We start from the raw sequence: 21,064 nt of genomic DNA, 5'->3' as shown, positions 1-21,064 counted from the left end.
GGTCAGAGGGTGACGAGCGGAGCGAGGTCGGCGAGGGTGGCCTCACCGATGCCGTCGACCTCGAGCAGCTCGTCGACGGAGGTGAAGCCGCCGTTGCTGTCGCGCCACGCGAGGATGGCGTCCGCCGTCACCGGTCCGACGCCGGGCAGCGTGTCGAGAGCCGCCTGGTCGGCGGTGTTGAGGTTGACGAGCGCCGCCCCACCCGGGGCCGCGGAGTCGACCGTCCCGGCCACTCCCGCGGCCGGGGCGACGCCCACGAGGATCTGCTCGCCGTCCACCACGGGGCGCGCGAGGTTGAGCGCGGTGAGGTCGACACCTCGCCGGGCGCCGCCCGCCGCCTGCAGGGCGTCCACCACGCGCGACCCGGCGGGCAGCACGGCGATGCCCGGACGTCGTACCTTGCCCGCGACGTCGACCACCAGGTCCTCCCCCGGGCCGGTCCCGCCGGACGCGCCACCCGTGCCGGTGGCGTCCGACGGCACGACGGGGGCCAGCGGCGTGGCCGACCCGGTCGCACCGGACGCGGCCGGCGCGACCGGCACGGGGCGAGCCTGGTCGCGCACCGCCCACCACGCCGCCAGCCCGACGGCCAGTGCCGCGACCACCGCGACGACGGCGAGGTGCAGCGGGCCGAGCTGCACCCCGCCGACCCGCAGCCGGCGCGAGGCGTGGCGGCCCGGCACCGGCGGCACGACGGGCGCCGGAGCGGGCGCAGGCGCAGGGTGCCGGTCGGGTCGCTCGCGGACCCGGGTGTGGCCCTGGGCCGGGTCGAGCGCGTCGGCCGGCTCCCCGCGCACCGCGGCAAGCTCCGCGCTCAGCGTCGCCAGCCGCCGCGACACCGCCTCGGCGTGCTCGGAGGACGACTGGGATTGGCGCATGCCGTCCACGCTAGGAACGCGCACGCCCCGTCGACAGGGGCGATCGGCAATCTGTGGAGAGCCGCTCGGACGTCAGGGCCGCGGGGAGACGCAGACCGCGACCATGCCGGGTCCGACGTGGGCGCCGAGCACGGCACCGAGCTCCCCGCACATCACCTCGCGCCCCTCCAGCCCGTCGGCGAGCCGGTCGGTCAGGGTGGCGGCGAGCTCCTCGGCGCGGCCGGCGTTGGCCAGGTGGGAGACGCACACGTCGACCGGCTGGTCGCCCGCCGCCTCGACGGCGAGCTCGGCGAGTCGGGCCAGGGCCCGCGAGGCGGTGCGGACGCGCTCGCGTGGTGCCACGCGGCCCTCGGCGATCTCGAGCAGCGGCTTCACCGACAGCGCGCTGCCGAGGATCGCGGCGGCGGCGCCGATGCGCCCGCCGCGGCGGAGGTACTCCAGCGTGTCGACGTAGAACAGCGAGGTCGCCGCCTGCCCCCGGGCGAGCGCGGCCTGCGCCGCCTCCTCCCCGGTCCCGCCGGCGTCGAGCACGTCGGCCGCGGTGAGGGCGGCGAAGCCGGTGGCGATGCCGACCTGCCCGGAGTCCACCACGTGCACCGGCAGCTCGACCTCGAGCGCCGCGAGCTGGGCGGACTCGAAGGTGCCGCTCATCTCGCCGGACAGGTGCACCGACACGATCTCGTCGACGCCCTCGGCCTCGAGCGAGCGGTAGAGGTCGGCGAACAGGGCCGGTGCCGGGCGCGAGGTGCTGACCGGCACGAAGTCGCGCAGCGCCTCCGCGACCACGTCGGGCGTGGCACCGTCGGGTCCCTCCTCGAGCACCCGCGCGCCGATCACCACCTGGAGCGGCACGACCCGGATGCCGCGAGCCTGCGCCACCTCGGCGGGCAGGCTCGCGGTCGAGTCCGTGACCACGACGACCTGAGTCATGCAGCGACCCTAGATGGTGGTGGGATCACACCACGATGTTGACCAGCCTGGGGGCGCGCACGATCACCTTGCGCACGGTCGCGCCGTCGATCGCCCGCTGCACGCCGGCGTCGGCCAGGGCGGCGGCCTCCAGGTCGGCCTCGGAGACGTCCGGGGACACCTCCAGGCGCGCCTTCACCTTGCCCTTGACCTGCACGACCGCGGTGACCGTGTCCTCGACCAGCAGCGCCTCGTCGACGGCCGGCCAGCCAGTGCGGACGACCGTGGGCTCGTGGCCCAGCCGCTCCCACATCTCCTCGGCCGTGTAGGGCGCGACCAGCGACAGCAGGATCGCCACCGCCTCGGTCGCCTCGCGCACGGCCGGGTCGTCGGGCCCGCACCCGGAGTCGATCGCCTTGCGGGTGGCGTTCACCAGCTCCATCACCCGGGCGACCATCACGTTGAAGCGGTAGGACTCGACCAGCTCGGCGGCGTCGTGCACCGTCCGCGCCGTCGTACGCCGCAGCGCGACGTCGCCGGTCGACACGTCCACGCCGGGGGCCGAGGTGACGTCGCCGGACAGCCGCCAGGCGCGCTGCAGGAAGCGCAACGACCCGTCGGGCGACATGTTGGCCCAGTCGATGTCGTCCTCCGGCGGACCCGCGAAGACCAGGGTCAGCCGCACCGCGTCCACGCCGAAGGCCGCAAGTTGCTCCCCCAGGTTGACGCCGTTGCCCAGCGACTTGCTCATCTTCTTGCCCTGGTTGATCACGAAGCCCTGGTTCAGCTGGGCCGACCACGGCTCGCGGAAGTCGACCAGGCCCATGTCGTTCAGCACCTTGGTGAAGAACCGGCCGTACAGCAGGTGCAGCACCGCGTGCTCGACGCCGCCGACGTACAGGTTGCACGGCATCCACGCGTTGACCTTGGCGCTGTCGAAGGGCCGGTCGGTCTCGTGGGGCGAGCAGTAGCGGAACATGTACCAGGACGAGTCCACGAAGGTGTCCATGGTGTCGGTGTCCCGCGTGGCCGGGCCGCCGCAGGTCGGGCAGGTGACCTCGACCCAGTCGGTCGCCGCGCCCAGCGGCGAGGTGCCCTTCGGCTTCAGGTCGGCACCTTTCAGCATCGGCAGGGTCACCGGCAGCTGGTCCTCGGGCACCGGGACCTCGCCGTCCACCGGGCAGTGGATGATCGGGATCGGGGGTCCCCAGTAGCGCTGGCGGCTGATCAGCCAGTCGCGCAGGCGGAAGTTGACCGCCCCCGAGCCGCGCCCGTCGGCCTCCAGCCGCTCGACGATCGCGCGGATGCCGGACGCCTTGTCGCGCAGCCCGTCCAGGCTGCCGGAGTTGACGTACGCCCCCTCGCCGGACGTCGCGACGCCGGTCTCCTCGGGGTCGCCCTCACCGGGTACGTCGATGACGCGGCGCACCGGCAGTCCCATCGCGCGCGCGAAGTCGAGGTCGCGCTGGTCGTGGGCGGGCACGGCCATGATGGCGCCGGTGCCGTAGTCGGCCAGCACGTAGTCGCTCGCCCAGACCGGGATCTCCTCGCCCGAGACCGGGTTCGTGGCGGTGATGCCCAGGTCGACGCCCGTCTTGGGCCGGTCGGTCGCCAGCCGGTCGATGTCGGAGGCCTTGCGGACCTCGACCAGGTAGTCCTCCAGCGCCTGCGCGCGGTCGGGGTGCACGATCTCGGCGGCCAGCGCGGCGTCGGCCGCCACCACCATGAACGTCGCTCCGTACAGCGTGTCGGGGCGCGTGGTGTAGACCTCGATGTCGCGCTCGCCGCCGGCGGTGTGCAGGGCGAACGTGACGTGCGCCCCCTCCGAGCGCCCGATCCAGTTGCGCTGCGCGGTGACGACGCGGTCGGGCCAGGTCTTCTCCAGCTCGTCCAGGCCGTCCAGCAGCTCCTGGGCGTAGTCGGTGATCTTGAAGTACCACTGCGTCAGGTTCTTCTTGGTCACCTCCGCCCCGCACCGCTCGCAGACACCGCCGACGACCTGCTCGTTGGCCAGCACGGTCTGGTCGTTGGGGCACCAGTTCACCGGGCTGTTCTTCCGGTAGGCCAGGCCGCGCTTGTAGAACTCCAGGAACAGCCACTGCGTCCAGCGGTAGTACTCCGGGTCGCTGGTGTTGAACGTGCGCGTCCAGTCGAACGACGCGGCGTACTTCTGGCACGACTCGATCGACTTGGCGATGTTGGCCCGGGTGTAGGTGTCGGGGTGCTCGTCGTGGCGGATCGCGGCGTTCTCCGCGGGCAGGCCGAACGAGTCGAAGCCCATGGGGTTCAGCACCTCGTAGCCACGCTGCCACCAGTAGCGCGCGACCACGTCGTGCAGCGCGAACACCTCGGCGTGACCCATGTGCAGGTCGCCGCTCGGGTAGGGGAACATCGTCAGCGCGTAGCGCTTCTCCCGCGGGCTGTCGTCGTCTGCCCTGAAGGGCTGGAGGTCCTCCCAGACACGCTGCCACTTCGTCTCGGTGGCGGCGATGTCGTACGTCGCGCGCTCGGCCTCGTGGACTCCGGTGTCGCTCGTGTCTGGGCTGCTCATGGCGTGTCCTCTGCAGGTGCGGGTGATGCTGGGGTCGGGCATGAAAAAACCCCTCGCATGGAGGGGTGGCCGCGTGTCGGTCTCCGTGGGTGGGAGATCCCGATCAGCGCGGCTGTCGAAGAAGGAGCTGCTGGTGCACGAGAGACATCATACTCGCTCCCATGGCTGCTGACCTGAGCAGGTACGACGACTGCCTCCGCTTCCTCGCCGCGCTCCCCCAGCACGTGCCGGCGCTGCAAGTGGTCGTGGTCAACGGGTCGGCGGTGACCGGTGGCTGGGACGAGCACTCCGACCTCGACGTCGAGGCCTGGTGCAGCGGCGACGCCACGGCGACGTACGACGCCGTGCTGGCCCTGGCCCGGCGCGAGCTCCCGGTCGACCACGTGTGGGAGCTGCCCGAGGCGACGTGGCCCTCCGGCCGGCAGTGCTTCGTCCACCTGCAACCGGATGCCGCGGACCTGAGCCGGCCGACGCGGCTGCTGGACGTGGTCGTGCAGGCCACTCCCGAGCGCCTCACCATGGACACCCGCCGGCACGGCGTGCCGCTGGTGGTGCACGACCCCGCCGGCCTGCTCGTCCTCGAGGACGACGACGAGGCGGAGATGGAGGCGCAGCGCCGGCAGGCGGTGGCGCAGACCGCCGCGCGGCGCCAGACGGGGGCCTGGCTCGTCGAGCGGGCGATCGCCCGGGACGACCTCGCCGAGGCCACCTCGCTCCACCTGCGGTTCGCGGTCGAGCCGCTCGTGCGGCTGCTGCGCATCCGGCACTGCCCGGCACGCCACGACTTCGGGCTGCGCTACCTGCGCACCGACCTGCCGGCGGGAATGGCGGAGCGGGTGGAAGCACTGCTGCCCGGGCCGGACCTGGTGGTCCGGACCCGGGCAGCGTTCGCGTGGCAGGACGAGGTCCTGCGCGAGCTCACCTGACGAACTGCGGGGTGAACGGCGGGTTCCACCACTCGCCGTTCCATGCCTTGACCGCGCCGATGACGTGCAGGACGCCGGCGACGACGAACGGCACGGCGAAGACCGGCAGGAAGACCACGAACCCGATGCCGAGGGTGACGAGGCCGAGGATGACGTAGAGGACCGCGGCCACGACCAGCCAGATGAACATCGAGATCTGGACGTTGATCGAGTTGGCTGCGTGGGAGCGGACGAACGGCCCGCGGTCCTTGTGGACGACGTACACCGCGATCGAGGCCAGGAACCCCAGCAACCCGACCGAGCAGATCATCGCGACCACGGCGCCGGCGTGGCTGATCGCACCCCAGGTGCGCTCCTCCTGCGCCGACATGGTGGCGGGCGCCGCGCGGTAGGCGGGCTCCGGCTGCTGGGCGTAGCCACCCTGCTCGTGGCCGCCCTGCTGGAAGCCGCCCTGACCGGACTGGTCCTGCGGGCTGGGGTACTGGTCGGACATCTCACTCACTCCTCCGCGGGCCGGGTGCCCGCGCCTTGTCGATGACAAGCCAAGCACGCCGATCAGCCGGGATCATCCCCTCCCGGGGGCGAGTCAGGGTCATCTCAGGGTCGGGCTCGGGAGGTCTCGGGCGGGTCACCCTCCAAGAAGTGTTTGACAGTTCATCGGGGCGACGGCACGCTACTGCCCAACGACTCTTGGAGGGTGGGGCGATGGACGAGACGGACCAGGACGCGGTGACGCGACTGCGGGCGACGGCACACCCGGTGCGGCTGCGGATCCTCTCGCTGCTGACCGCCGAGGCGATGAGCGCGGCCGAGGTGGCCCGCGCCCTGGGGATCACCCACGCCAACGCGTCGTACCACCTGCGCCAGCTCCACGACGTCGGCGAGCTCGTGGTCGAGAGCGAGGAGAAGATCCGCGGCGGCGTGGCCAAGCGCTACCGGTACGACGCCACGCGCGACGTCGCCGACCGCACGAGCCCCCTCGACGACCGGATCGCCTACGCCCGGGCCACGGCGCTCGAGGTGGAGCGCCGGCTGCTCGAGGCGGGTCGCGGGTCGGGCTCGTCGAGCGACCTCGAGGCGTGGGTGCCCGTCGAGGCGTGGCGGCGGGCCCTCGACCTGCTGCACGAGGCCTCCCACCTCCTCCATGCCGAGGCCCGCCCGGCCGGCACCCCCGACACCGTGCACGTCAGCGCCACCACCACCGCCTTCACGATGACCGGCGGGCTCGAGGGCGAGGCCGCCCGCTGGGTGCCGGGTCGCGACTCCGCTCCCGAGGCGGGCCGATGACCTGGGCAGCCTCCTTCGCACCGCTGCGCAACCGCAGCTTCGCGTGGTACTTCGCGTCGCGCTTGGTCAACACCTTCGGCGGGATGATGGCCAACATCGCCCTGGCCTTCGCCGTGCTCGACATCGACGACTCGCCGGCAGCGCTCGGCCAGGTGCTGGCAGCGCACACCATCCCGATGGTGGTCCTGCTCCTCTGGGGAGGCGTGATCTCCGACCGGTTCCCCCGCACCGTGGTGCTCCAGGCCTCCAACCTCGCCTCCGCCGTCACCCAGGGCCTCATCGCCTTCCTGGTGATCACGGGCGCCGCCGAGCTGTGGATGGTCATCGTGCTCTCGGTCGTGCACGGTGCGGTCTCGGCCATCGCGTTCCCGGCGATGGCGAGCATGGTGCCGCAGCTGGTCCCCCGCGACGCGCTCCAGCCGGCCAACGCGCTGCTGTCGCTGACCCGCAACGGCCTCGCCGTCCTCGGCCCGACCGTCGGCGCCCTGCTCGTCGTGAGCATCGGCTCCGGCTGGGCGCTCGCCGTCGACGCCGCGACCTGGTTCGTCGCCGCGGTGCTGCTCGTGCCCGTGAAGGTGCCGCCCCGCGAGCGGAAGGCCTCCACCAGCACCATCGCGGAGCTCCGCGAGGGGTGGACCTTCTTCTGGTCGACGACGTGGCTGTGGGTCGTCGTGGTGGCCTTCGGTGTCCTCAACATGATCCACGTCGGCACCATGCAGACGCTCGGGCCCGCCGTCGCGGAGGACACCGCAGCCGTCGGTCGCCAGGGCTGGGGACTCGTCCTGTCCGCCGAGGCGGTCGGCCTACTCGTGATGGCCGTGGTGCTGCTGCGGGTGCGGCTCGAGCGGCCCCTCCTGTGGGGCATGGCCGGGATCAGCCTCGCCTCGGTGCCGATGGTCATGCTGGGCGTCGACCCCGTCCTCCTGGCACTGGTGCTCGCCGCCTTCGTGGGCGGGGCCGGCATCGAGGTCTTCTCCATGGGCTGGAACCTCGCGATGCAGGAGAACATCGACGACGACATGCTCTCGCGCGCCTACTCCTACGACGCCCTCGGATCCTTCGTCGCCATGCCCATCGGCCAGCTGCTCTGGGGTCCCCTCGCGCTCTGGCTGGGCGCCAGCGAGGTGCTCGTCGGCTCGGGGGTGGCGTACGCGCTGATCTGTGCCGCGGTGCTCTGCTCCCAGTCCGTGCGCGACCTGCCGCGGGCCGCGGCCACCCCCGTGGCCGAGGTGACGAGCGGCACGTCCTAGGGTCAGCGGGCATGAGCGTCATGGATCTCTTCCGCCTCGACGGCAAGGTCGTCATCGTCACGGGTGCCTCCAGCGGTCTGGGCGTCGCGTTCGCCCACTGCTTCGCCGAGGCGGGCGCCGACGTCGTGCTGGGCGCGCGTCGTGTGGACAAGCTGGAGCGGGTCGCCGATTCCGTCCGATCGACCGGCCGACGCGTGCACACCGTCGCGACCGACGTGGCCGACCCCGAGCAGTGCCAGCGGCTCGTGGACGAGGCGATGGCGAAGTTCGGCCGGGTCGACGTGCTGGTCAACAACGCGGGCGTCGGCACCGCCGTCCCCGCGACCCGGGAGACGCCCGACGAGTTCCGCTCGGTGATCGACGTCAACCTCAACGGCTGCTACTGGATGGCGCAGGCGTGCGGCCGGGTGATGCAGCCCGGCTCGAGCATCGTGAACATCTCCTCGATCCTCGGGATCACCACCGGCGGCCTGCCGCAGGCGGCGTACTCCGCCTCCAAGGCCGGCCTCGGCGGCCTCACCCGCGACCTCGCCCAGCAGTGGATGGGCCGCAAGGGCATCCGCGTCAACGCCCTCGCGCCCGGCTTCTTCTCCTCGGAGATGACCGCGACCTACCCCGAGGGCTACCTCGACCAGGTCATGACCCGCGTGCCGGCCGGCCGCAAGGGCGACCCGCGCGAGCTGGCGGCGACCGCCGTCTGGCTGGCGTCCGACGCCGCGGGCTACGTCACCGGGCAGACGATCCCAGTCGACGGCGGACTCACCATCGCCTGAGGTCCCACGGGGACGACGAGGCGTCCTTCGCCGCGGCCTGCGCGGGGGACGCCGCCGAGCTGGTCGCGCACCACCTCGACGCGCATCCCCCACCCTCCGGTCGCCGTTGGAGGGGCTGACCCCGGTGGAGGCCGCCCGGGCCGCGCAGCGCGATCAGCCCGCGGCGACGATCTCGGTGACCGCGGCGACCAGGCCGGCGACGTCCTCGTCGCTGGCGACCAGCGGCGGGGCGAAGCGGACGGTGGAGCCGTGGGTGTCCTTGGCGAGGATGCCGCGCGCCATCAGCGCCTCCGACATCTGCCGGCCCGACATGAGCGTCGGGTCGATGTCGATGCCGGCCCAGGCGCCCCGGACGCGGACGTCGGAGAGGCCCTTGCCGACGAGCCGGCCGAAGCCGGCCTCGAGCTGCGCGCCGATCTCGGCCGAGCGGGCCTGGAAGGTGCCCTCCTCGAGCATCGCGACGACCTCGGTGCCGATGGCCGCCGCGAGCGGGTTGCCGCCGAAGGTCGAGCCGTGCGAGCCGGGCGTGATGACGTCCATGACCTCGCGGTCCGCGGCGATCGCGGAGACCGGGTAGATCCCGCCGCCGAGGGCCTTGCCCATGATGTAGATGTCGGGGACGACGTCCTCGTGGTCACAGGCGAACGTCCTGCCGGAGCGCGCGAGACCGGACTGGATCTCGTCGGCCACCATCAGCACGTTGCGCTCGGTGCACAGCGCACGCAGGTCGCGCAGGAAGCCCTCGGGCGGCATGACCACGCCACCCTCGCCCTGGATCGGCTCGAAGAGGACGGCCACCGTGGTCTCGTCGATGGCGGACGCGACCGCCTCGATGTCGCCGTACTTCACACCGCGGAAGCCCGTGGTGAAGGGCGCGTAGCCCGAGGTGGCGACCTCGTCGTCGGAGAAGCTCACGATGGTCGTGGTGCGGCCGTGGAAGTTGCCCTCCATCGTGATGATGGTGGCCTGCCCGGCCGGGACGCCCTTGACCTCGTAGCCCCACTTGCGGCTGACCTTGATGGCGGTCTCGACGGCCTCGGCGCCGGAGTTCATCGGCAGGATCATGTCCTTGCCGGTCAGGCGGCACAGGGCCTCGGCGAAGCCGCTGAGCTTGTCGTTGAAGAACGCGCGGCTGGTCAGCGTGAGCCTGCCGAGCTGCTCGCGCGCGACCGCGACGAGGCGCTCGTTGGAGTGGCCGAAGTTGAGCGCCGAGTAGCCCGCGAGGCAGTCGAGGTAGCGCTTGCCGTCGACGTCGACGACCCACGCGCCGTCGCCCTCGGCGAGCACCACGGGCAGCGGGTGGTAGTTGTGCGCGGCGTAGCGCTCGGTGGCCTCGATGTGGGCTGCCGTGCGCTCGGAGACGGCCGGAGTGGAGCTGGTGGAGACGTCGGTCGCGGTCATGAGCACATGGTGCCACCGCCCCGGCGCAATGGCCGACTCGGCGACGGACTTGTGTGGACGAGCAGGCCGTGAGAATGTAAGTGAGTACTCACTTACATTTGGGGAGGAACTGCCATGGTGATCACCACCGAGGCCCTGACCCGCAGCTTCGGGACCCTGGTCGCCGTCGACGGCCTCGACCTCGAGCTGCCGGCGGGCGGCGTCGTCGGCCTGGTCGGCCCCAACGGATCGGGCAAGTCCACGCTCATCCGCATGCTGCTCGGGCTGGTCGCGCCGAGCGGGGGCTCGGCCACCGTCCTGGGCCGCGGCATCGACGACCCGACCGCGTACGCCGCAGAGGTGGGGGCGCTCATCGAGGGGCCGGCCTTCGTCCCCGGACTCTCCGCCCGGGCGAACCTCGCCTCGCTGGCCGCGCTGCGCGGCCTCCCCCGCAGCCGCGTCGACGAGGTCCTCGAGGTGGTCGGGCTCGCCGGGAGGGGGAACGAGCCCGTACGACGCTTCTCGCTCGGCATGAAGCAGCGCCTCGGGATCGCCGCGGCGCTGCTCCCCGATCCCGCGCTGTTGATCCTCGACGAGCCGACCAACGGTCTCGACCCGGCCGGCATCGTCGAGATCAGGACGCTGCTGCGGCAGCTCGGCTCGGAGGGCCGCACGGTCGTCGTCTCGTCCCACCTCATGTCGGAGATCGAGACCATCTGCACCTACGTCGTGGTCGTGCGCTTCGGAGTCCTGGTGTTCTCCGGGCCCATGTCCGAGCTGATGCGACGGGCGACGACGAGCGTCGCGGTCGCGCCCGAGGACGCGTCCGACCGCGGGGCTCTCCGCGACGTCCTCGAGGGGCACGGGTGGAGCGTGAGCGCCGAGGAGCCCACCCTGCGCGTGGTCGCCGGCGAGGCCGATGCGGCACTGATCAACCGCCAGGCCGCGGCCGCAGGGATCACCCTGAGCTCGCTCGCCGTGCACCGCGACAGCCTGGAGGCCGTCTTCCTCGCGATGACCGGCACCGACGACGGCGAGCTGGCCGACGCGCGGGGTGCCGCCCTCCGCGGAGGCGTCCGACGGGAGGGCGTCCGATGATCGGCGTGGTCCGGAGCGAGCTGCTGCGCCTGCGTCGGCGCTCGGTCCTCATCGGTTGGTTCGGCCTGGTGGTGGTGTTCGCCGTGCTGATCAACTTCGTGATGTTCAACGTCGTCGACGAGTCCGGGGCCGCTCCGGCCGACGGTCCGGGCGTCTCCTTCCCGAGCGCCGCTGCGCTCCTGTCGCCCGACGGCATCGTCGCCGGCCTGGGAGCAGCCGCGTCGTTCTTCGGCGTCATCACCCTGGCCTTCTGGGCGCTCGCGGCAGCGAGCGACTACAGCACCGGCCTGGTCCGCATCCTCGTGGCGGCCGAGCCCCGTCGGGGGCGGCTGCTCATGGGCAAGTGGATCGCTCTCGCCCTCGTCACGGCCCTCACCTGCGTCACGGCGCTGGTCGTCAACGTGGCGGTCGCGCCCGTCGCGGCGCAGGCAGGAGGCTTCTCCCCGGACGCGTGGGGCACCGACCTGCTCGTGGTGCTGGCCGAAGCCACCGGGCACCTCTACCTGTCGTTGCTCGTCTGGGGCTCCATCGGGCTGGCCCTGGCGACGCTCACCCGCTCCGCCGGCGTCGCCATCGGGGTGGGGGTCGGCTATGTGCTGCTGGTGGAGGCGGTCATCTCAGCCGTGGCCACCGACATCAGCGACTGGCTGCCGGGCGCGATCCTCACCGCGCTCGCCCAGGGTGGCAACGAGGCCGTCTCGCTCGCGGCCGCGGCGAGCACCGGGGCCCTCTATGTCGTCGCTGCGCTCGGGGCGGCATTGTTCGCCTTCCGGAGTCGAGACATCACGGACTAGGCCCGTAACGTGCCTCCACCACGACGACAGGACGGACGGAGATGCAGGAGAGGTCCCGGCGCACCCAGGCCGCGCTCATCCGCGCCACGACGGAGCTGGTCGCGGAGGCCGGATACCACGGCGCCACGACGAAGGCGATCGCGGAGCGAGCCGGCGTCTCGGAAGGCACGATCTACCGGCACTTCCCGGACAAGAAGGCCCTCTTCGCCGCGGCCGTGATGGCCGGCCAGCGCGACGTGACCGAGTGGATGGAGCAGCTCCCCGGACGAGCCGGGAGCGCGCCGGTCGTGGAGCTCCTGGCGGAGACGCTGACCCAGCTCTCCCGGTTGCGCGAGGCGGTGCTCCCGCTCGAGGAGGCCTCGCCGCACGTGATGCGCCCGGTCGAGGACCTGTCGCGTGAGGAGCTCGTCGACGCCCTGCGGTCGACGGGCGGACCGCCGCTCCTGCTCGCCGACTTCCTGGCCGCCGAGCAACGGCTGGGGCGCCTGCGGTCCGACCTCGACCCCGCACGGACCGCGGTCATGCTCCTGGCCGCGTTCCTGGGGGTGCAGACGAGCCCGCTCGCCGGGTCGAAGGGCCTCGACGAGGACGACGTGCAGCTGTTCGCCGAGCTGTTCTGCGCGGGGCTCGTCACCGGTCGTGACCCCGCCGCCTCCTCCTGAGCCCCCGGCGCGCGCCGGGAGAACGGCAGAAGGCCCGCGGACATCCGCGGGCCTTCTCGTTGGTGGAGCTGAGGGGACTCGAACCCCTGACCCTCTGCATGCCATGCAGATGCGCTACCAGCTGCGCCACAGCCCCAACGGTCGAGAACATTAGCCGACACCTGACCGGCAGGTGAAATCGGGGTCCCCCCTTGCGTCGGGAGCCTGTCCCGATCAGGTCAGCCAGCGCCAGAGCAGCCACAACCCGAGCACCGCCACGGCCACCCCGGCGAGCACCGGGACGAGCATGAGCGCGACGGCACCGATCACGTACGCCGTGCTCGGCGGCTCGCGCAGCGGCTGGCGCTCGATCTCGCGCATGAGCAGGCGGACGTTCCTGCGGTTGGCCCGGTGGGCGACGTCGAGGAGGTCGCCGAACCCGGGGACCAGGCCCAGCAGGGCATCGACGATGAGGTTGAGCCCCATCCGGGCCAGCACCGCCATCGGGACCCGCGCCCGGACGGCATCGCGGACGATCACGCCGGAGAGGGCGCTGCCGACGGCGTCGCCGATGCCGGGCACGAGGCCGATCACGGCGTCGAGGCCGACCCCGACGCGGGTGCCGGGCACGGTGACGGCGTCGTCCATCACCTTCGCGAGCTGGCGGCTGAGCGCCACGTCGACCTCGCGGGCGCGGTCGCTCACCCCACGACCCGGTTCCACGCCGACAGGCGCCACCTCACGATCCCTCCGGTCCAGGTCGACGCCGAGTGCTCGAGCACCACCCAGCCGCAGTTGGCCAGCACCCCGAGGGACTCCGCGACCTCGCCGCGCCAGCCGAGGAAGGCCGGGACCGCCACGCGCAGCGCCGCGCCGTGCGACACGACGACACCGGTCTCGTCCTCCCCCAGCGTGTCGGCGTACGCCGCCAGCGCGGGCAGGAAGCGCGCCAGGACGTCGTCCGGCGTCTCGCGCCCGGGGACGGCCGCGACGTCACCCGCGACCAGGGCCGCGTGCTCCTCGGGGTGGGCGGCGGCGTACTGCTCGTCGGTCAGCCCGACGCGGTGCGGGCCGACGTCGAACTCGCGCAGGCGGGCGTCGAGGACCGGCTCCAGCCCGGCCTCGGCGGCGACCACGGCAGCGGTGCCGGCGGCCCGGGCGAGGTCGGACGACCAGAGGGCGACCGGTGACAGCGCCGCCAGGACCGGCGCGACCGCCTTGGCCTGCGCCTCACCCGTCGCGTCGAGGGGCACGTCGGCGTGGCCCTGCGCTCGCCCCGTGTCGTTCCACTCCGTGCGGCCGTGGCGGAGCAGGACCAGGCGCCTCACGCGAGGGTCAGCGGGATGAGCGGGCAGTCGCTCCAGAGGCGCTCGAGGGCGTAGAAGGACCGCTCCTCCTCGTGCTGCACGTGGACCACGATCTCGCCGTAGTCGAGGAGCACCCAGCGGCCCTCCTTGTGCCCCTCGCGACGGATCGGCTTGGCGCCCGCCTCACGGAGCTTGTCCTCCACCTCGTCGACGATCGCGCCGACGGCCCGCTCGTTGTTGGCGCTGGCCAGCACGAAGGCGTCGGTGATGGCGAGCTGGTCGCTGACGTCGAAGGCCAGGACCTGGTCGGCCTTCTTGTCGTGCGCGGCCTGGGCCGCGACGGCGACGAGCTCGAGGGCGTGGTCGGTGGCAGTCATGCGGAGTCCTTGCTGGTGGTGGGGCCGGCGCTCGGGGCGGGGCGGGCCCGGTGGCGGGCGGTGGCACCCGTGGCCGTGTAGAGGTCGTGCTTGGCGATGTACTGGACGACGCCGTCGGGCACGAGGTACCAGACGGGCTCGCCGCGACGCTTGCGCTCGCGGCAGTCGGTGGAGGAGATCGCGAGGGCGGGGATCTCGACCATGGTCACGCGGTCGGCCGGGATCTTGGCGAGGGCCGCGGGGTCCATCTCGTAGCCGGGCCGGGTGCAGCCGACGAAGTTGGCGAGGTCGAACAGCTCGTCGGCGTCACGCCAGGTGAAGATGTCGGCGAGCGCGTCGGCGCCGGTGATGAAGAACAGCTCGGCGTCGGGCATCTGGGCCTTGAGGTCGCGGAGCGTGTCGATCGTGTAGGTCTTGCCGGCGCGGTCGATGTCGACCCGGGAGACGTTGAAGCGTGGGTTGGCCGCGGTCGCGACCACCGTCATCAGGTAGCGGTGCTCGGCAGGGGTGACCTCCCGGTCGCTCTTCTGCCACGGGTCGCCGGTGGGCACGAACACGACCTCGTCGAGGTCGAACCAGGCCTGCACCTCGGACGCGGCCACGAGGTGGCCGTGGTGGATGGGGTCGAAGGTGCCGCCCATCACCCCGACGCGACGCTGCCCCACGGGACCGGTCACCGGCTCAGCTGTGCTCGCGACCGCCACCGAAGGAGACCACGGCCAGCAGCAGGACGAGCAGCAGCCCCAGGGCGATGGCACCCACGACGTAGGGGTGGACGGCAGGCTCGCTCTCGGCCTCGGCGGCCAGCGTGATGACGGTGCTCAGCATGGCGCTCACCCTACCGGCACCGTCGGACGATCACCTGACGTGGCCCTCGCCGACCACGACGTACTTGCTCGACGTCATCTCCGGCAGCCCCATCGGGCCGCGGGCGTGCAGCTTCTGGGTGGAGATGCCGATCTCGGCGCCGAACCCGAACTCCCCGCCGTCGGTGAAGCGGGTCGAGGCGTTGACCATCACCGCGGCCGAGTCCACCGCGGCCACGAAGCGCCGGATCGTCGCCTGGTCGCGGGCGAGGATCGCCTCGGTGTGGCCCGACGACCAACGGCGGATGTGGGCGATCGCCCCTTCCACGTCGGGGACGACGGCGGCGGAGATCTCGAGGCCGAGGAACTCGGCGGCGTGGTCCTCGTCGGTCGCCGGCACCACGTCGTCGTACTCCGCGAACGCGCTGTCGCCGTGGATGAGCACCCCGGCCGCCTGCAGGGCCTCGACCACGGCGGGCAGGAACTCGTCGGCGACGTCCTCGTGGACGAGGAGCGACTCGGCCGCGTTGCAGACGCTGGTGCGGTGGGTCTTGGAGTTGAGCACCACCGCGAGCGCCTGCTCGAGGTCCGCCGAGGCGTCGACGTAGACGTGGCAGTTGCCGACGCCGGTCTCGATGACCGGCACGGTCGACTCCTCGACCACGCTGCGGATCAGCCCCGCTCCCCCGCGCGGGATGAGCACGTCGACGAGCCCGCGGGCACGCATCAGCGCCTTGACGCTGTCGTGGGTGTCGCCCGGCACCAGCTGTACGACGTCCTCCGGCAGGCCGCTGCCGCCCACCGCGCCGCGCATCGCCTCGACGATCGCGGCGTTGCTGGACCGGGCGCTGGAGGAGCCGCGCAGCAGCACCGCGTTGCCGGACTTCAGGCAGATCCCGGCGGCATCGGCGGTGACGTTCGGGCGTGCCTCGTAGATCATCCCGACCACCCCGAACGGCACCCGCACCTGCCGCAGCTCCAGGCCGTTGGCCAGCGTGCTGCCGCGCAGGACCTCCCCGACGGGGTCGGGCAGGCCGGCCACGTCGCGCAGGCCCTGGGCCATCGCCTCGAGGCGGGACTCGTCGAGGCGGAGGCGGTCGACGATGTTGGCAGGCGTGCCGGCGGCCTCGGCGCGGACGACGTCCTCGGCGTTGGCGGCCAGGACGTCCGCCGCCGAGGCCACCAGCGCGTCGGCCATCGCGTGCAGCGCGGCGTCCTTGGTCGCCCGCGTGGCCGTGGCCAGCTCGTGGCTCGCGGCCCGGGCCCGGCCGGCGACCTCGCGCACCGCGTCCTCGCTGCTCATGCTGTCCAGCGTAGGGCGGGCGAGCCTAGGGTGGCGCCATGTCTCGCATCACGGGGGTGATCGTCGCGCTGGCGACGACGGCGGCTGTCCTGAGCGGCTCGACCTCGGGCGCCGCGCCAGCGTCCACACCGGCCGGGGACGTCCCCGGGGTCGCCGACCTGCCGAGGGAGATCGAGCGTGGGGTCGAGCTCGTCCTCGCCGACGGCGACCTGCTCCGTGTGTGGGCCTCGGAGAGCTACCGCACCGTCCGCGCGAGGCGCCGGGACGCGGCGACCGGCGCGTGGGCCGGCCCGGTGGTGGTGCTGGGCGAGAAACGCCTCTACTGCGGGGACGTCGAGGCGCGGACGGCCAACGGGGCGGTGGCGCTCGTCGCGGAGTGCGATCGCGGCGGGTACTCCGACGACCAGGCGCCGGTGGCCTCGCGCGCGCTGTGGTCGGCCGACACGGTGAGCTGGGTGTCGTACGAGCTCGAGGGCGAGGCGTACGAGGAGCCGGGCATCTCCCCCGACGGCCGACGGGCGGTCTACCCGGAGTCCGCGGGCTACGTGACCTTCGGCCCGGAGGGATTCGTCCGGCACCGGCTCGAGACGCCGGGCCAGGAGTACACGACGACCGTGACCATCACCGACGACGCCCTCGTGTCGTACCTGTACGGCGCCAACGTCTCGCGCCGCAGGTGCGCCCTGGTCGCGCTGAGCCGCACGGGGGACACCACGCCGGTGCGTCAGGACGTCGACGTCGACGACGCGTGCCAGGACCGCAGCTTCGCCAACGTCGACGCCGACACCGTCGTGTTCGGGGACTTCAGCGACCCCGCCTCCGTCGCCGTGATCTCGCGCCCGGACGCCGGGTCGCCGTGGGCCGTCACCCGGGTCGCACCGGCCTCCGCGCCCGGCCTGGTCCGCCACGAGGGGCGCCTATACACCGAGTTCCTCACCGCGCCGGACGCCCCGCTCGTCGCCCTCGGCTCGCGCCGGGGCCGGAAGGTGCGCGCCCAGGTGTACGACCCGGTCGCCCAGGCCTGGGGCCCGGCGACGGTGGCGTACGAGTCGGGCGTGCGGTGCCGCTGGAGCGACGCCGACCCGGAGGACGCCCCCGCGGTGCTCGTCGCCGTCCTGAGCTGTCACGACGAGAACGTGGCGCTCACCACCCGCGACGGCCTGTCGTGGCAGGCGCTGCGGATGGGCCCACGGCCGCTGGGCCAGTCCCGCGACGGGCGGTACGTCGCCGTGCCCGGCCCCACCAGCACCCACGTGATCTCGCCCGAACGGGGCGTCGTCACCCTGCCGGGCGGCGTCCGCGGACGCTGCGACGTGGTGGTTCCGGACGGGCCTGAGGCAGCCGTGCGCCTGGTCGCGACGACCGGATCACGACGGTGGCCGGTGCTCCTCGAGCACCTGTCCTCGACCGGGACGGAGAGGCTCGGGAGGGTCGGGAAGCCGACCCCGGGCAGGTGCAGCGACGCGGACCAGTCCTACGGCGCGCCCGGCAGCTTCGACATGATCAGCACCCGGATCGACCGCGGGCAGGTCGTGCGCATCGTGCGGCGCGACGGCGAGTGGAAGGCGCGGGCGCGGACCTGGTGACCGTGCTCCGGACGCACGAACGCCCCCGACCGAGCGGACGGGGGCGTTCGTCGAGCGTGGTGCGGTTCAGCCCTTGCGCTCGGTGATCTTCTGCGTGGCGGCGGGCAGGACCGTGTGCAGGTCGCCCACGACACCGAAGTCGACGAGCTCGAAGATCGGCGCCTCGGGGTCCTTGTTGACCGCGACGATGGTCTTCGAGGTCTGCATGCCGGCACGGTGCTGGATCGCACCCGAGATGCCGTTGGCGACGTAGAGCTGCGGGGAGACCGTCTTGCCGGTCTGACCGACCTGGAAGGCGTGCGGCATCCAGCCGGAGTCGACCGCGGCGCGCGAGGCACCCACGGCCGCTCCGAGCGAGTCGGCGAAGCCCTCGACCGGCTCGAAGTTGCCGCCGGTGCCACGACCGCCGGAGACCACGATCGCGGCCTCGGTCAGCTCGGGCCGGCCCGTGGACTGGCGCGGCTGGGTGGCGACGACCTGGGCGGTCTTCGCGACGTCGGAGATGGTCGCGGCGAACGCCTCGACCGCACCCGCGCCGTCGGCCTCCTCGGGGGCGGCCGAGTTCGGCTTGACCGTGATGATCGGCGTGCCGGTGGTGACCTTCGCCTGCACGGTGTAGTTGCCGGCGAACACCGACTGGGTCGTGACGCCACCCTCGGCGACGTCGACGGCGTCGGTGATCAGGCCCGAGCCCAGCTTGATCGCCAGGCGACCGGCGACCTCCTTGTTCTCGAACGTCGACGGCAGCAGGACCGCGGCCGGGCTGGTCTTCTCGGCCAGCTGCTGCAGCGCCTCGGCCTTCGGCGCGACCAGGTAGCCCTTGATCTGGGCGTCGTCGACGACGTAGACCTTCGCGGCGCCGTACTTCTTGACCTTCTCCGCCACCGTGTCGCCCTGCTCGGGCGAGCCGAAGAACACCGCGGACGGCTCGCCGAGGCGGCGCGCGATCGTGAGCAGCTCGTAGGTGGGCTTCTTGACCTCGCCGTCGGCGTGGTCGACTACAACAAGAACCTCAGACATCTCTGGCTGCTCCTCAGATGAACTTCTTGGACGCGAGGAAGTCGACCAGCGCACCGGCGCCCGAGCCGTCCTCGTCGGTGACGATCTCGCCGGCCGTGCGCGGCGGGCGGGCGGTGGTGTCCTCGACCTGCGTGTAGGCCACCGACAGGCCGACCTGGTCGGCGTCGAGGCCGAGGTCGGTCAGCGACCACGTCTCGAGCGGCTTCTTCTTCGCCGCCATGATGCCCTTGAACGACGGGTAGCGGGCCTCGCCCGACTGGTCGGTCACCGACAGCACGATCGGCAGGGTCGCGCCGATGACCTCGGTCGAGCCCTCGTTGTCGCGCTTGATCCGGACCTGGTCGCCCTGCGACTCCACGACGGAGGCCAGGGTCACCTGCGGCATGCCCAGGCGCTCGGCGAGCATGGCCGGGACGACCGAGCCGGAGGCGTCGGTGGACGCCATCCCGCAGACCACGAGGTCCGCGCCGGTGTCGGCCTTGATCTTCTCGATCGCCTTGGCGAGCACCAGGGAGGTGCCGAGGTAGTCGGAGCCGGCGATCGCGTCGTCGACGACGTGGACACCGGAGTCGGCGCCCATCTGCAGCGCCTTGCGCACCGCGTCGACGGCCTTCTCGGGGCCGACGGTCAGCGCGGTGACGGTGATCTCCTCGCCCTCGCGCTTCTCCCGGAACTGCAGCGCCTGCTCCACGGCGTACTCGTCGAGCTCGGACAGCAGGCCGTCGACGCCGACGCGGTCGACGGTGTTGTCGTCCTCGAACTTGCGGTCGGCCGTCGCGTCCGGCACGTACTTCACACAGACAACAATGTTCATGGTGGTGTGGCCTCGCGGCCCCTCCTGTGCACTCGGATGTGGCTATGAGGTTACTGGTCGGTCAGCACCGACCGGAATGGCCATCCGGGTGCGGTCGCTCACAGTGGCACTGTCACGGTCCCACCCGGGACGAGCGCGGCCCGGGCGCCCGTCAGGGCTTGATGACGCGATAGAGCACGCGTCCGACCACGAGCCAGGCGATCGCGGCCAGGCCCCAGTTGAAGAGCGCGTTCTTGACCTCGGCGCCCTCCCCGCGGAACTGCTTGATCCCGTCCCGGCGCGAGAACACGTCCAGGTCCACCCAGGACGCGGCCCGCAGGACCGCGTCGACGAGCTCGTTGGACCTGTTGGCGTCCAGGGCGATCAGCAGCGCTCCGGCTGCGAGCACCAGGGCCGCGAGCGCGCACGCCAGCCACACCAGCTGGGCGAGCGTCGCCCGGATCTTCGTTGCCACGTGGTCGTCTTCCTTCTCAGTCGAGGTCTGTCGGGGGCTCAGCGCCCCACGAAGGTCGCCTTGCCCGGTCCGTTCTCAACGAACGAGGTGATGCCGCGGGTACGGTCCTCGGTCGCGAAGACCCCGGCGAACTGCTGGCGCTCGATCTCCAGGCCGGTGTCGAGGTCGACCTCGCTGCCCCGGTCGATGCACTCCTTGGCGGCCCGGACGGCGAGCGCGGCGGCCCCGCTGAACTGGGAGGCGTACGCCACCGACTCCTCGAGCACCTTGTCCGCCGGGACGACCCGGTCGACCAGCCCGATGCGCAGCGCCTCGTCGGCCGCGACGAAGCGCCCGGTGAAGATGATGTCCTTCGCCCGCGACGTGCCGACCAGCCGGGCGAGCCGCTGGGTGCCGCCGGCTCCGGGGATGATGCCGAGCAGCACCTCGGGCTGGCCGAGGACGGCGTCCTCGGCCGCGAAGCGCAGGTCGGCGGCGAGGGCGAGCTCGCAGCCGCCGCCGAGGGCGTAGCCGTTGACCGCTGCGATGACGGGCTTCGGGATGCGCGCGATCGCGGTGGTCGCCGAGCTCACCGAGGCGGAGACCTTGACCATGTCGGAGTAGGTCAGGTCCGCCATCTCCTTGACGTCGTTGCCCGCGGCGAAGACCCGCTCGCCGCCCCAGAGCACCACGGAGCGCACGTCGTCGCGCTCGGTCAGCTCGGCCGCGGCCTCGCGCAGGTCTGCCTGGACCTGGACGCTGATCGCGTTCATCTTCGGGCGGTCGAGCCGCAGGACCGCGACCCCGTCGGTCACGTCGATCGAGACGAACTCCATGGTGGCTCCTTGTCACGGTGGGACGGCGTCGAGGCGGCACCGGGGATGGCGGGCGCGTGCCGCATTGTGCCGTGCCGGGACCGAGCGACCACAAT

23 protein-coding genes and 1 tRNA gene are annotated in these 21,064 nt (G+C 72.5%); 8 read left to right on the top strand and 16 right to left on the bottom strand.

What is annotated here, in order from left to right; all coding sequences use genetic code 11:
* Positions 1-2: 2 nt before the first annotated feature.
* The 3 genes from NYO98_RS05880 to leuS all read right to left on the bottom strand — a co-directional run bounded on the left by NYO98_RS05880 (position 3) and on the right by leuS (position 4,338).
* Positions 3-878: a ComEA family DNA-binding protein gene (locus NYO98_RS05880; RefSeq protein ID WP_268110586.1), complete on the bottom strand. Its 876-nt coding sequence runs from the start codon at positions 876-878 to the stop codon at positions 3-5.
* Between the two features lie 72 nt (positions 879-950).
* Complete coding sequence (locus NYO98_RS05875; protein ID WP_268110585.1) at positions 951-1,808, bottom strand: DegV family protein; 858 nt, start codon at positions 1,806-1,808, stop codon at positions 951-953.
* 25 nt (positions 1,809-1,833) lie between these two features.
* Positions 1,834-4,338 carry a leucine--tRNA ligase gene (gene leuS, locus NYO98_RS05870; protein ID WP_268110584.1) on the bottom strand — a complete coding sequence of 835 codons (2,505 nt, stop codon included), beginning with the start codon at positions 4,336-4,338 and terminating at the stop codon, positions 1,834-1,836.
* Between the two features lie 161 nt (positions 4,339-4,499).
* On the opposite strand from leuS, the gene NYO98_RS05865 reads away from it, so the two are divergent.
* Positions 4,500-5,264, top strand: coding sequence for a hypothetical protein (locus NYO98_RS05865; RefSeq protein ID WP_268110583.1), 765 nt, complete (start codon positions 4,500-4,502; stop codon positions 5,262-5,264).
* Here NYO98_RS05865 and NYO98_RS05860 read toward each other — a convergent pair.
* On the bottom strand, positions 5,257-5,757 hold the full coding sequence (locus tag NYO98_RS05860; protein ID WP_268110582.1) for a DUF4870 domain-containing protein: 501 nt from the start codon (positions 5,755-5,757) through the stop codon (positions 5,257-5,259). The genes NYO98_RS05865 and NYO98_RS05860 overlap by 8 nt on opposite strands.
* 212 nt (positions 5,758-5,969) lie before the next feature.
* Here NYO98_RS05860 and NYO98_RS05855 point away from each other — a divergent pair, with 212 nt between their 5' ends.
* From NYO98_RS05855 to NYO98_RS05845, 3 genes are read left to right on the top strand one after another with little or no spacing between them, the layout of a single operon-like run.
* The gene (locus NYO98_RS05855) at positions 5,970-6,551 is read left to right on the top strand and encodes a winged helix-turn-helix domain-containing protein (protein ID WP_268110581.1); all 582 of its coding nucleotides are present in this window, start codon (positions 5,970-5,972) and stop codon (positions 6,549-6,551) included.
* Positions 6,548-7,801 (top strand): MFS transporter, encoded by a 1,254-nt coding sequence (locus tag NYO98_RS05850; RefSeq protein ID WP_268110580.1) that lies wholly within the window; start codon positions 6,548-6,550, stop codon positions 7,799-7,801. Before NYO98_RS05855 ends, NYO98_RS05850 begins: the two co-directional genes overlap by 4 nt.
* An 11-nt stretch (positions 7,802-7,812) precedes the next feature.
* Positions 7,813-8,574, top strand: coding sequence for an SDR family NAD(P)-dependent oxidoreductase (locus NYO98_RS05845; RefSeq protein WP_268110579.1), 762 nt, complete (start codon positions 7,813-7,815; stop codon positions 8,572-8,574).
* 153 nt (positions 8,575-8,727) lie between these two features.
* Here the strand turns inward: NYO98_RS05845 and rocD are convergent, their stop codons facing one another.
* Entirely contained in the window at positions 8,728-9,975 is a 1,248-nt protein-coding gene (gene rocD, locus NYO98_RS05840) for an ornithine--oxo-acid transaminase (RefSeq protein ID WP_268110578.1), read from the bottom strand.
* A 114-nt stretch (positions 9,976-10,089) separates the two neighbouring features.
* Here rocD and NYO98_RS05835 point away from each other — a divergent pair, with 114 nt between their 5' ends.
* Genes NYO98_RS05835 through NYO98_RS05825 form a run of 3 tightly spaced genes read left to right on the top strand, consistent with a single transcriptional unit; the run spans position 10,090 to position 12,508 of the window.
* Positions 10,090-11,052 carry an ATP-binding cassette domain-containing protein gene (locus tag NYO98_RS05835; protein WP_268110577.1) on the top strand — a complete coding sequence of 321 codons (963 nt, stop codon included), beginning with the start codon at positions 10,090-10,092 and terminating at the stop codon, positions 11,050-11,052.
* Positions 11,049-11,846, top strand: coding sequence for an ABC-2 transporter permease (locus NYO98_RS05830; protein ID WP_268110576.1), 798 nt, complete (start codon positions 11,049-11,051; stop codon positions 11,844-11,846). Before NYO98_RS05835 ends, NYO98_RS05830 begins: the two co-directional genes overlap by 4 nt.
* Before the next feature lie 41 nt (positions 11,847-11,887).
* Positions 11,888-12,508, top strand: a complete 621-nt coding sequence (locus NYO98_RS05825) for a TetR/AcrR family transcriptional regulator (RefSeq protein WP_268110575.1) — start codon at positions 11,888-11,890, stop codon at positions 12,506-12,508.
* A gap of 60 nt (positions 12,509-12,568) precedes the next feature.
* Here the strand turns inward: NYO98_RS05825 and NYO98_RS05820 are convergent.
* From NYO98_RS05820 to NYO98_RS05790, 7 genes are all read right to left on the bottom strand, one after another.
* Positions 12,569-12,644: transfer RNA gene (locus tag NYO98_RS05820), tRNA-Ala, on the bottom strand.
* Positions 12,645-12,721: 77 nt separating this feature from the next.
* Positions 12,722-13,192, bottom strand: coding sequence for a DUF4112 domain-containing protein (locus tag NYO98_RS05815; RefSeq protein ID WP_268110574.1), 471 nt, complete (start codon positions 13,190-13,192; stop codon positions 12,722-12,724).
* Entirely contained in the window at positions 13,189-13,815 is a 627-nt protein-coding gene (locus tag NYO98_RS05810) for a histidine phosphatase family protein (RefSeq protein ID WP_268110573.1), read from the bottom strand. Before NYO98_RS05810 ends, NYO98_RS05815 begins: the two co-directional genes overlap by 4 nt.
* Positions 13,812-14,171 carry a ribosome silencing factor gene (gene rsfS / locus NYO98_RS05805; RefSeq protein WP_268110572.1) on the bottom strand — a complete coding sequence of 120 codons (360 nt, stop codon included), beginning with the start codon at positions 14,169-14,171 and terminating at the stop codon, positions 13,812-13,814. Before rsfS ends, NYO98_RS05810 begins: the two co-directional genes overlap by 4 nt.
* Positions 14,168-14,848: a nicotinate-nucleotide adenylyltransferase gene (nadD, locus tag NYO98_RS05800; protein ID WP_268110571.1), complete on the bottom strand. Its 681-nt coding sequence runs from the start codon at positions 14,846-14,848 to the stop codon at positions 14,168-14,170. The genes rsfS and nadD overlap by 4 nt, the downstream gene beginning before the upstream one ends.
* 4 nt (positions 14,849-14,852) lie before the next feature.
* Positions 14,853-14,999: a hypothetical protein gene (locus tag NYO98_RS05795; RefSeq protein WP_268110570.1), complete on the bottom strand. Its 147-nt coding sequence runs from the start codon at positions 14,997-14,999 to the stop codon at positions 14,853-14,855.
* A gap of 30 nt (positions 15,000-15,029) precedes the next feature.
* Positions 15,030-16,280 (bottom strand): glutamate-5-semialdehyde dehydrogenase, encoded by a 1,251-nt coding sequence (locus tag NYO98_RS05790; RefSeq protein ID WP_268110569.1) that lies wholly within the window; start codon positions 16,278-16,280, stop codon positions 15,030-15,032.
* Positions 16,281-16,318: 38 nt separating this feature from the next.
* Between NYO98_RS05790 and NYO98_RS05785 the strand changes: the two genes are divergently transcribed.
* Positions 16,319-17,866 (top strand): hypothetical protein, encoded by a 1,548-nt coding sequence (locus tag NYO98_RS05785; protein WP_268110568.1) that lies wholly within the window; start codon positions 16,319-16,321, stop codon positions 17,864-17,866.
* A 66-nt stretch (positions 17,867-17,932) separates the two neighbouring features.
* Here NYO98_RS05785 and NYO98_RS05780 read toward each other — a convergent pair whose 3' ends face one another.
* From NYO98_RS05780 to NYO98_RS05765, 4 genes are all read right to left on the bottom strand, one after another.
* On the bottom strand, positions 17,933-18,886 hold the full coding sequence (locus tag NYO98_RS05780) for an electron transfer flavoprotein subunit alpha/FixB family protein (protein WP_268110567.1): 954 nt from the start codon (positions 18,884-18,886) through the stop codon (positions 17,933-17,935).
* Between the two features lie 13 nt (positions 18,887-18,899).
* Positions 18,900-19,682, bottom strand: a complete 783-nt coding sequence (locus NYO98_RS05775) for an electron transfer flavoprotein subunit beta/FixA family protein (protein WP_268110566.1) — start codon at positions 19,680-19,682, stop codon at positions 18,900-18,902.
* Between the two features lie 169 nt (positions 19,683-19,851).
* Positions 19,852-20,154: a hypothetical protein gene (locus NYO98_RS05770; RefSeq protein ID WP_268110565.1), complete on the bottom strand. Its 303-nt coding sequence runs from the start codon at positions 20,152-20,154 to the stop codon at positions 19,852-19,854.
* Between the two features lie 38 nt (positions 20,155-20,192).
* Complete coding sequence (locus NYO98_RS05765) at positions 20,193-20,969, bottom strand: enoyl-CoA hydratase/isomerase family protein (RefSeq protein ID WP_268110564.1); 777 nt, start codon at positions 20,967-20,969, stop codon at positions 20,193-20,195.
* Positions 20,970-21,064 lie beyond the last annotated feature (95 nt).

The sequence above is a fragment of the Nocardioides pini genome (assembly GCF_026712185.1).
Lineage (GTDB): Bacteria > Actinomycetota > Actinomycetes > Propionibacteriales > Nocardioidaceae > Nocardioides > Nocardioides pini.
This window is presented reverse-complemented; position numbering and strand designations above follow the sequence as displayed.

What these genes read in the sequence shown, in the direction of transcription:
- NYO98_RS05880 (WP_268110586.1), bottom strand. Translation starts at nt 878, where the DNA reads ATGCGCCAATCCCAGTCGTCCTCCGAGCACGCCGAGGCGGTGTCGCGG.
- NYO98_RS05875 (WP_268110585.1), bottom strand. Translation starts at nt 1,808, where the DNA reads ATGACTCAGGTCGTCGTGGTCACGGACTCGACCGCGAGCCTGCCCGCC.
- leuS (WP_268110584.1), bottom strand. Translation starts at nt 4,338, where the DNA reads ATGAGCAGCCCAGACACGAGCGACACCGGAGTCCACGAGGCCGAGCGC.
- NYO98_RS05865 (WP_268110583.1), top strand. Translation starts at nt 4,500, where the DNA reads ATGGCTGCTGACCTGAGCAGGTACGACGACTGCCTCCGCTTCCTCGCC.
- NYO98_RS05860 (WP_268110582.1), bottom strand. Translation starts at nt 5,757, where the DNA reads ATGTCCGACCAGTACCCCAGCCCGCAGGACCAGTCCGGTCAGGGCGGC.
- NYO98_RS05855 (WP_268110581.1), top strand. Translation starts at nt 5,970, where the DNA reads ATGGACGAGACGGACCAGGACGCGGTGACGCGACTGCGGGCGACGGCA.
- NYO98_RS05850 (WP_268110580.1), top strand. Translation starts at nt 6,548, where the DNA reads ATGACCTGGGCAGCCTCCTTCGCACCGCTGCGCAACCGCAGCTTCGCG.
- NYO98_RS05845 (WP_268110579.1), top strand. Translation starts at nt 7,813, where the DNA reads ATGAGCGTCATGGATCTCTTCCGCCTCGACGGCAAGGTCGTCATCGTC.
- rocD (WP_268110578.1), bottom strand. Translation starts at nt 9,975, where the DNA reads ATGACCGCGACCGACGTCTCCACCAGCTCCACTCCGGCCGTCTCCGAG.
- NYO98_RS05835 (WP_268110577.1), top strand. Translation starts at nt 10,090, where the DNA reads ATGGTGATCACCACCGAGGCCCTGACCCGCAGCTTCGGGACCCTGGTC.
- NYO98_RS05830 (WP_268110576.1), top strand. Translation starts at nt 11,049, where the DNA reads ATGATCGGCGTGGTCCGGAGCGAGCTGCTGCGCCTGCGTCGGCGCTCG.
- NYO98_RS05825 (WP_268110575.1), top strand. Translation starts at nt 11,888, where the DNA reads ATGCAGGAGAGGTCCCGGCGCACCCAGGCCGCGCTCATCCGCGCCACG.
- rsfS (WP_268110572.1), bottom strand. Translation starts at nt 14,171, where the DNA reads ATGACTGCCACCGACCACGCCCTCGAGCTCGTCGCCGTCGCGGCCCAG.
- NYO98_RS05795 (WP_268110570.1), bottom strand. Translation starts at nt 14,999, where the DNA reads ATGCTGAGCACCGTCATCACGCTGGCCGCCGAGGCCGAGAGCGAGCCT.
- NYO98_RS05790 (WP_268110569.1), bottom strand. Translation starts at nt 16,280, where the DNA reads ATGAGCAGCGAGGACGCGGTGCGCGAGGTCGCCGGCCGGGCCCGGGCC.
- NYO98_RS05785 (WP_268110568.1), top strand. Translation starts at nt 16,319, where the DNA reads ATGTCTCGCATCACGGGGGTGATCGTCGCGCTGGCGACGACGGCGGCT.
- NYO98_RS05780 (WP_268110567.1), bottom strand. Translation starts at nt 18,886, where the DNA reads ATGTCTGAGGTTCTTGTTGTAGTCGACCACGCCGACGGCGAGGTCAAG.
- NYO98_RS05765 (WP_268110564.1), bottom strand. Translation starts at nt 20,969, where the DNA reads ATGGAGTTCGTCTCGATCGACGTGACCGACGGGGTCGCGGTCCTGCGG.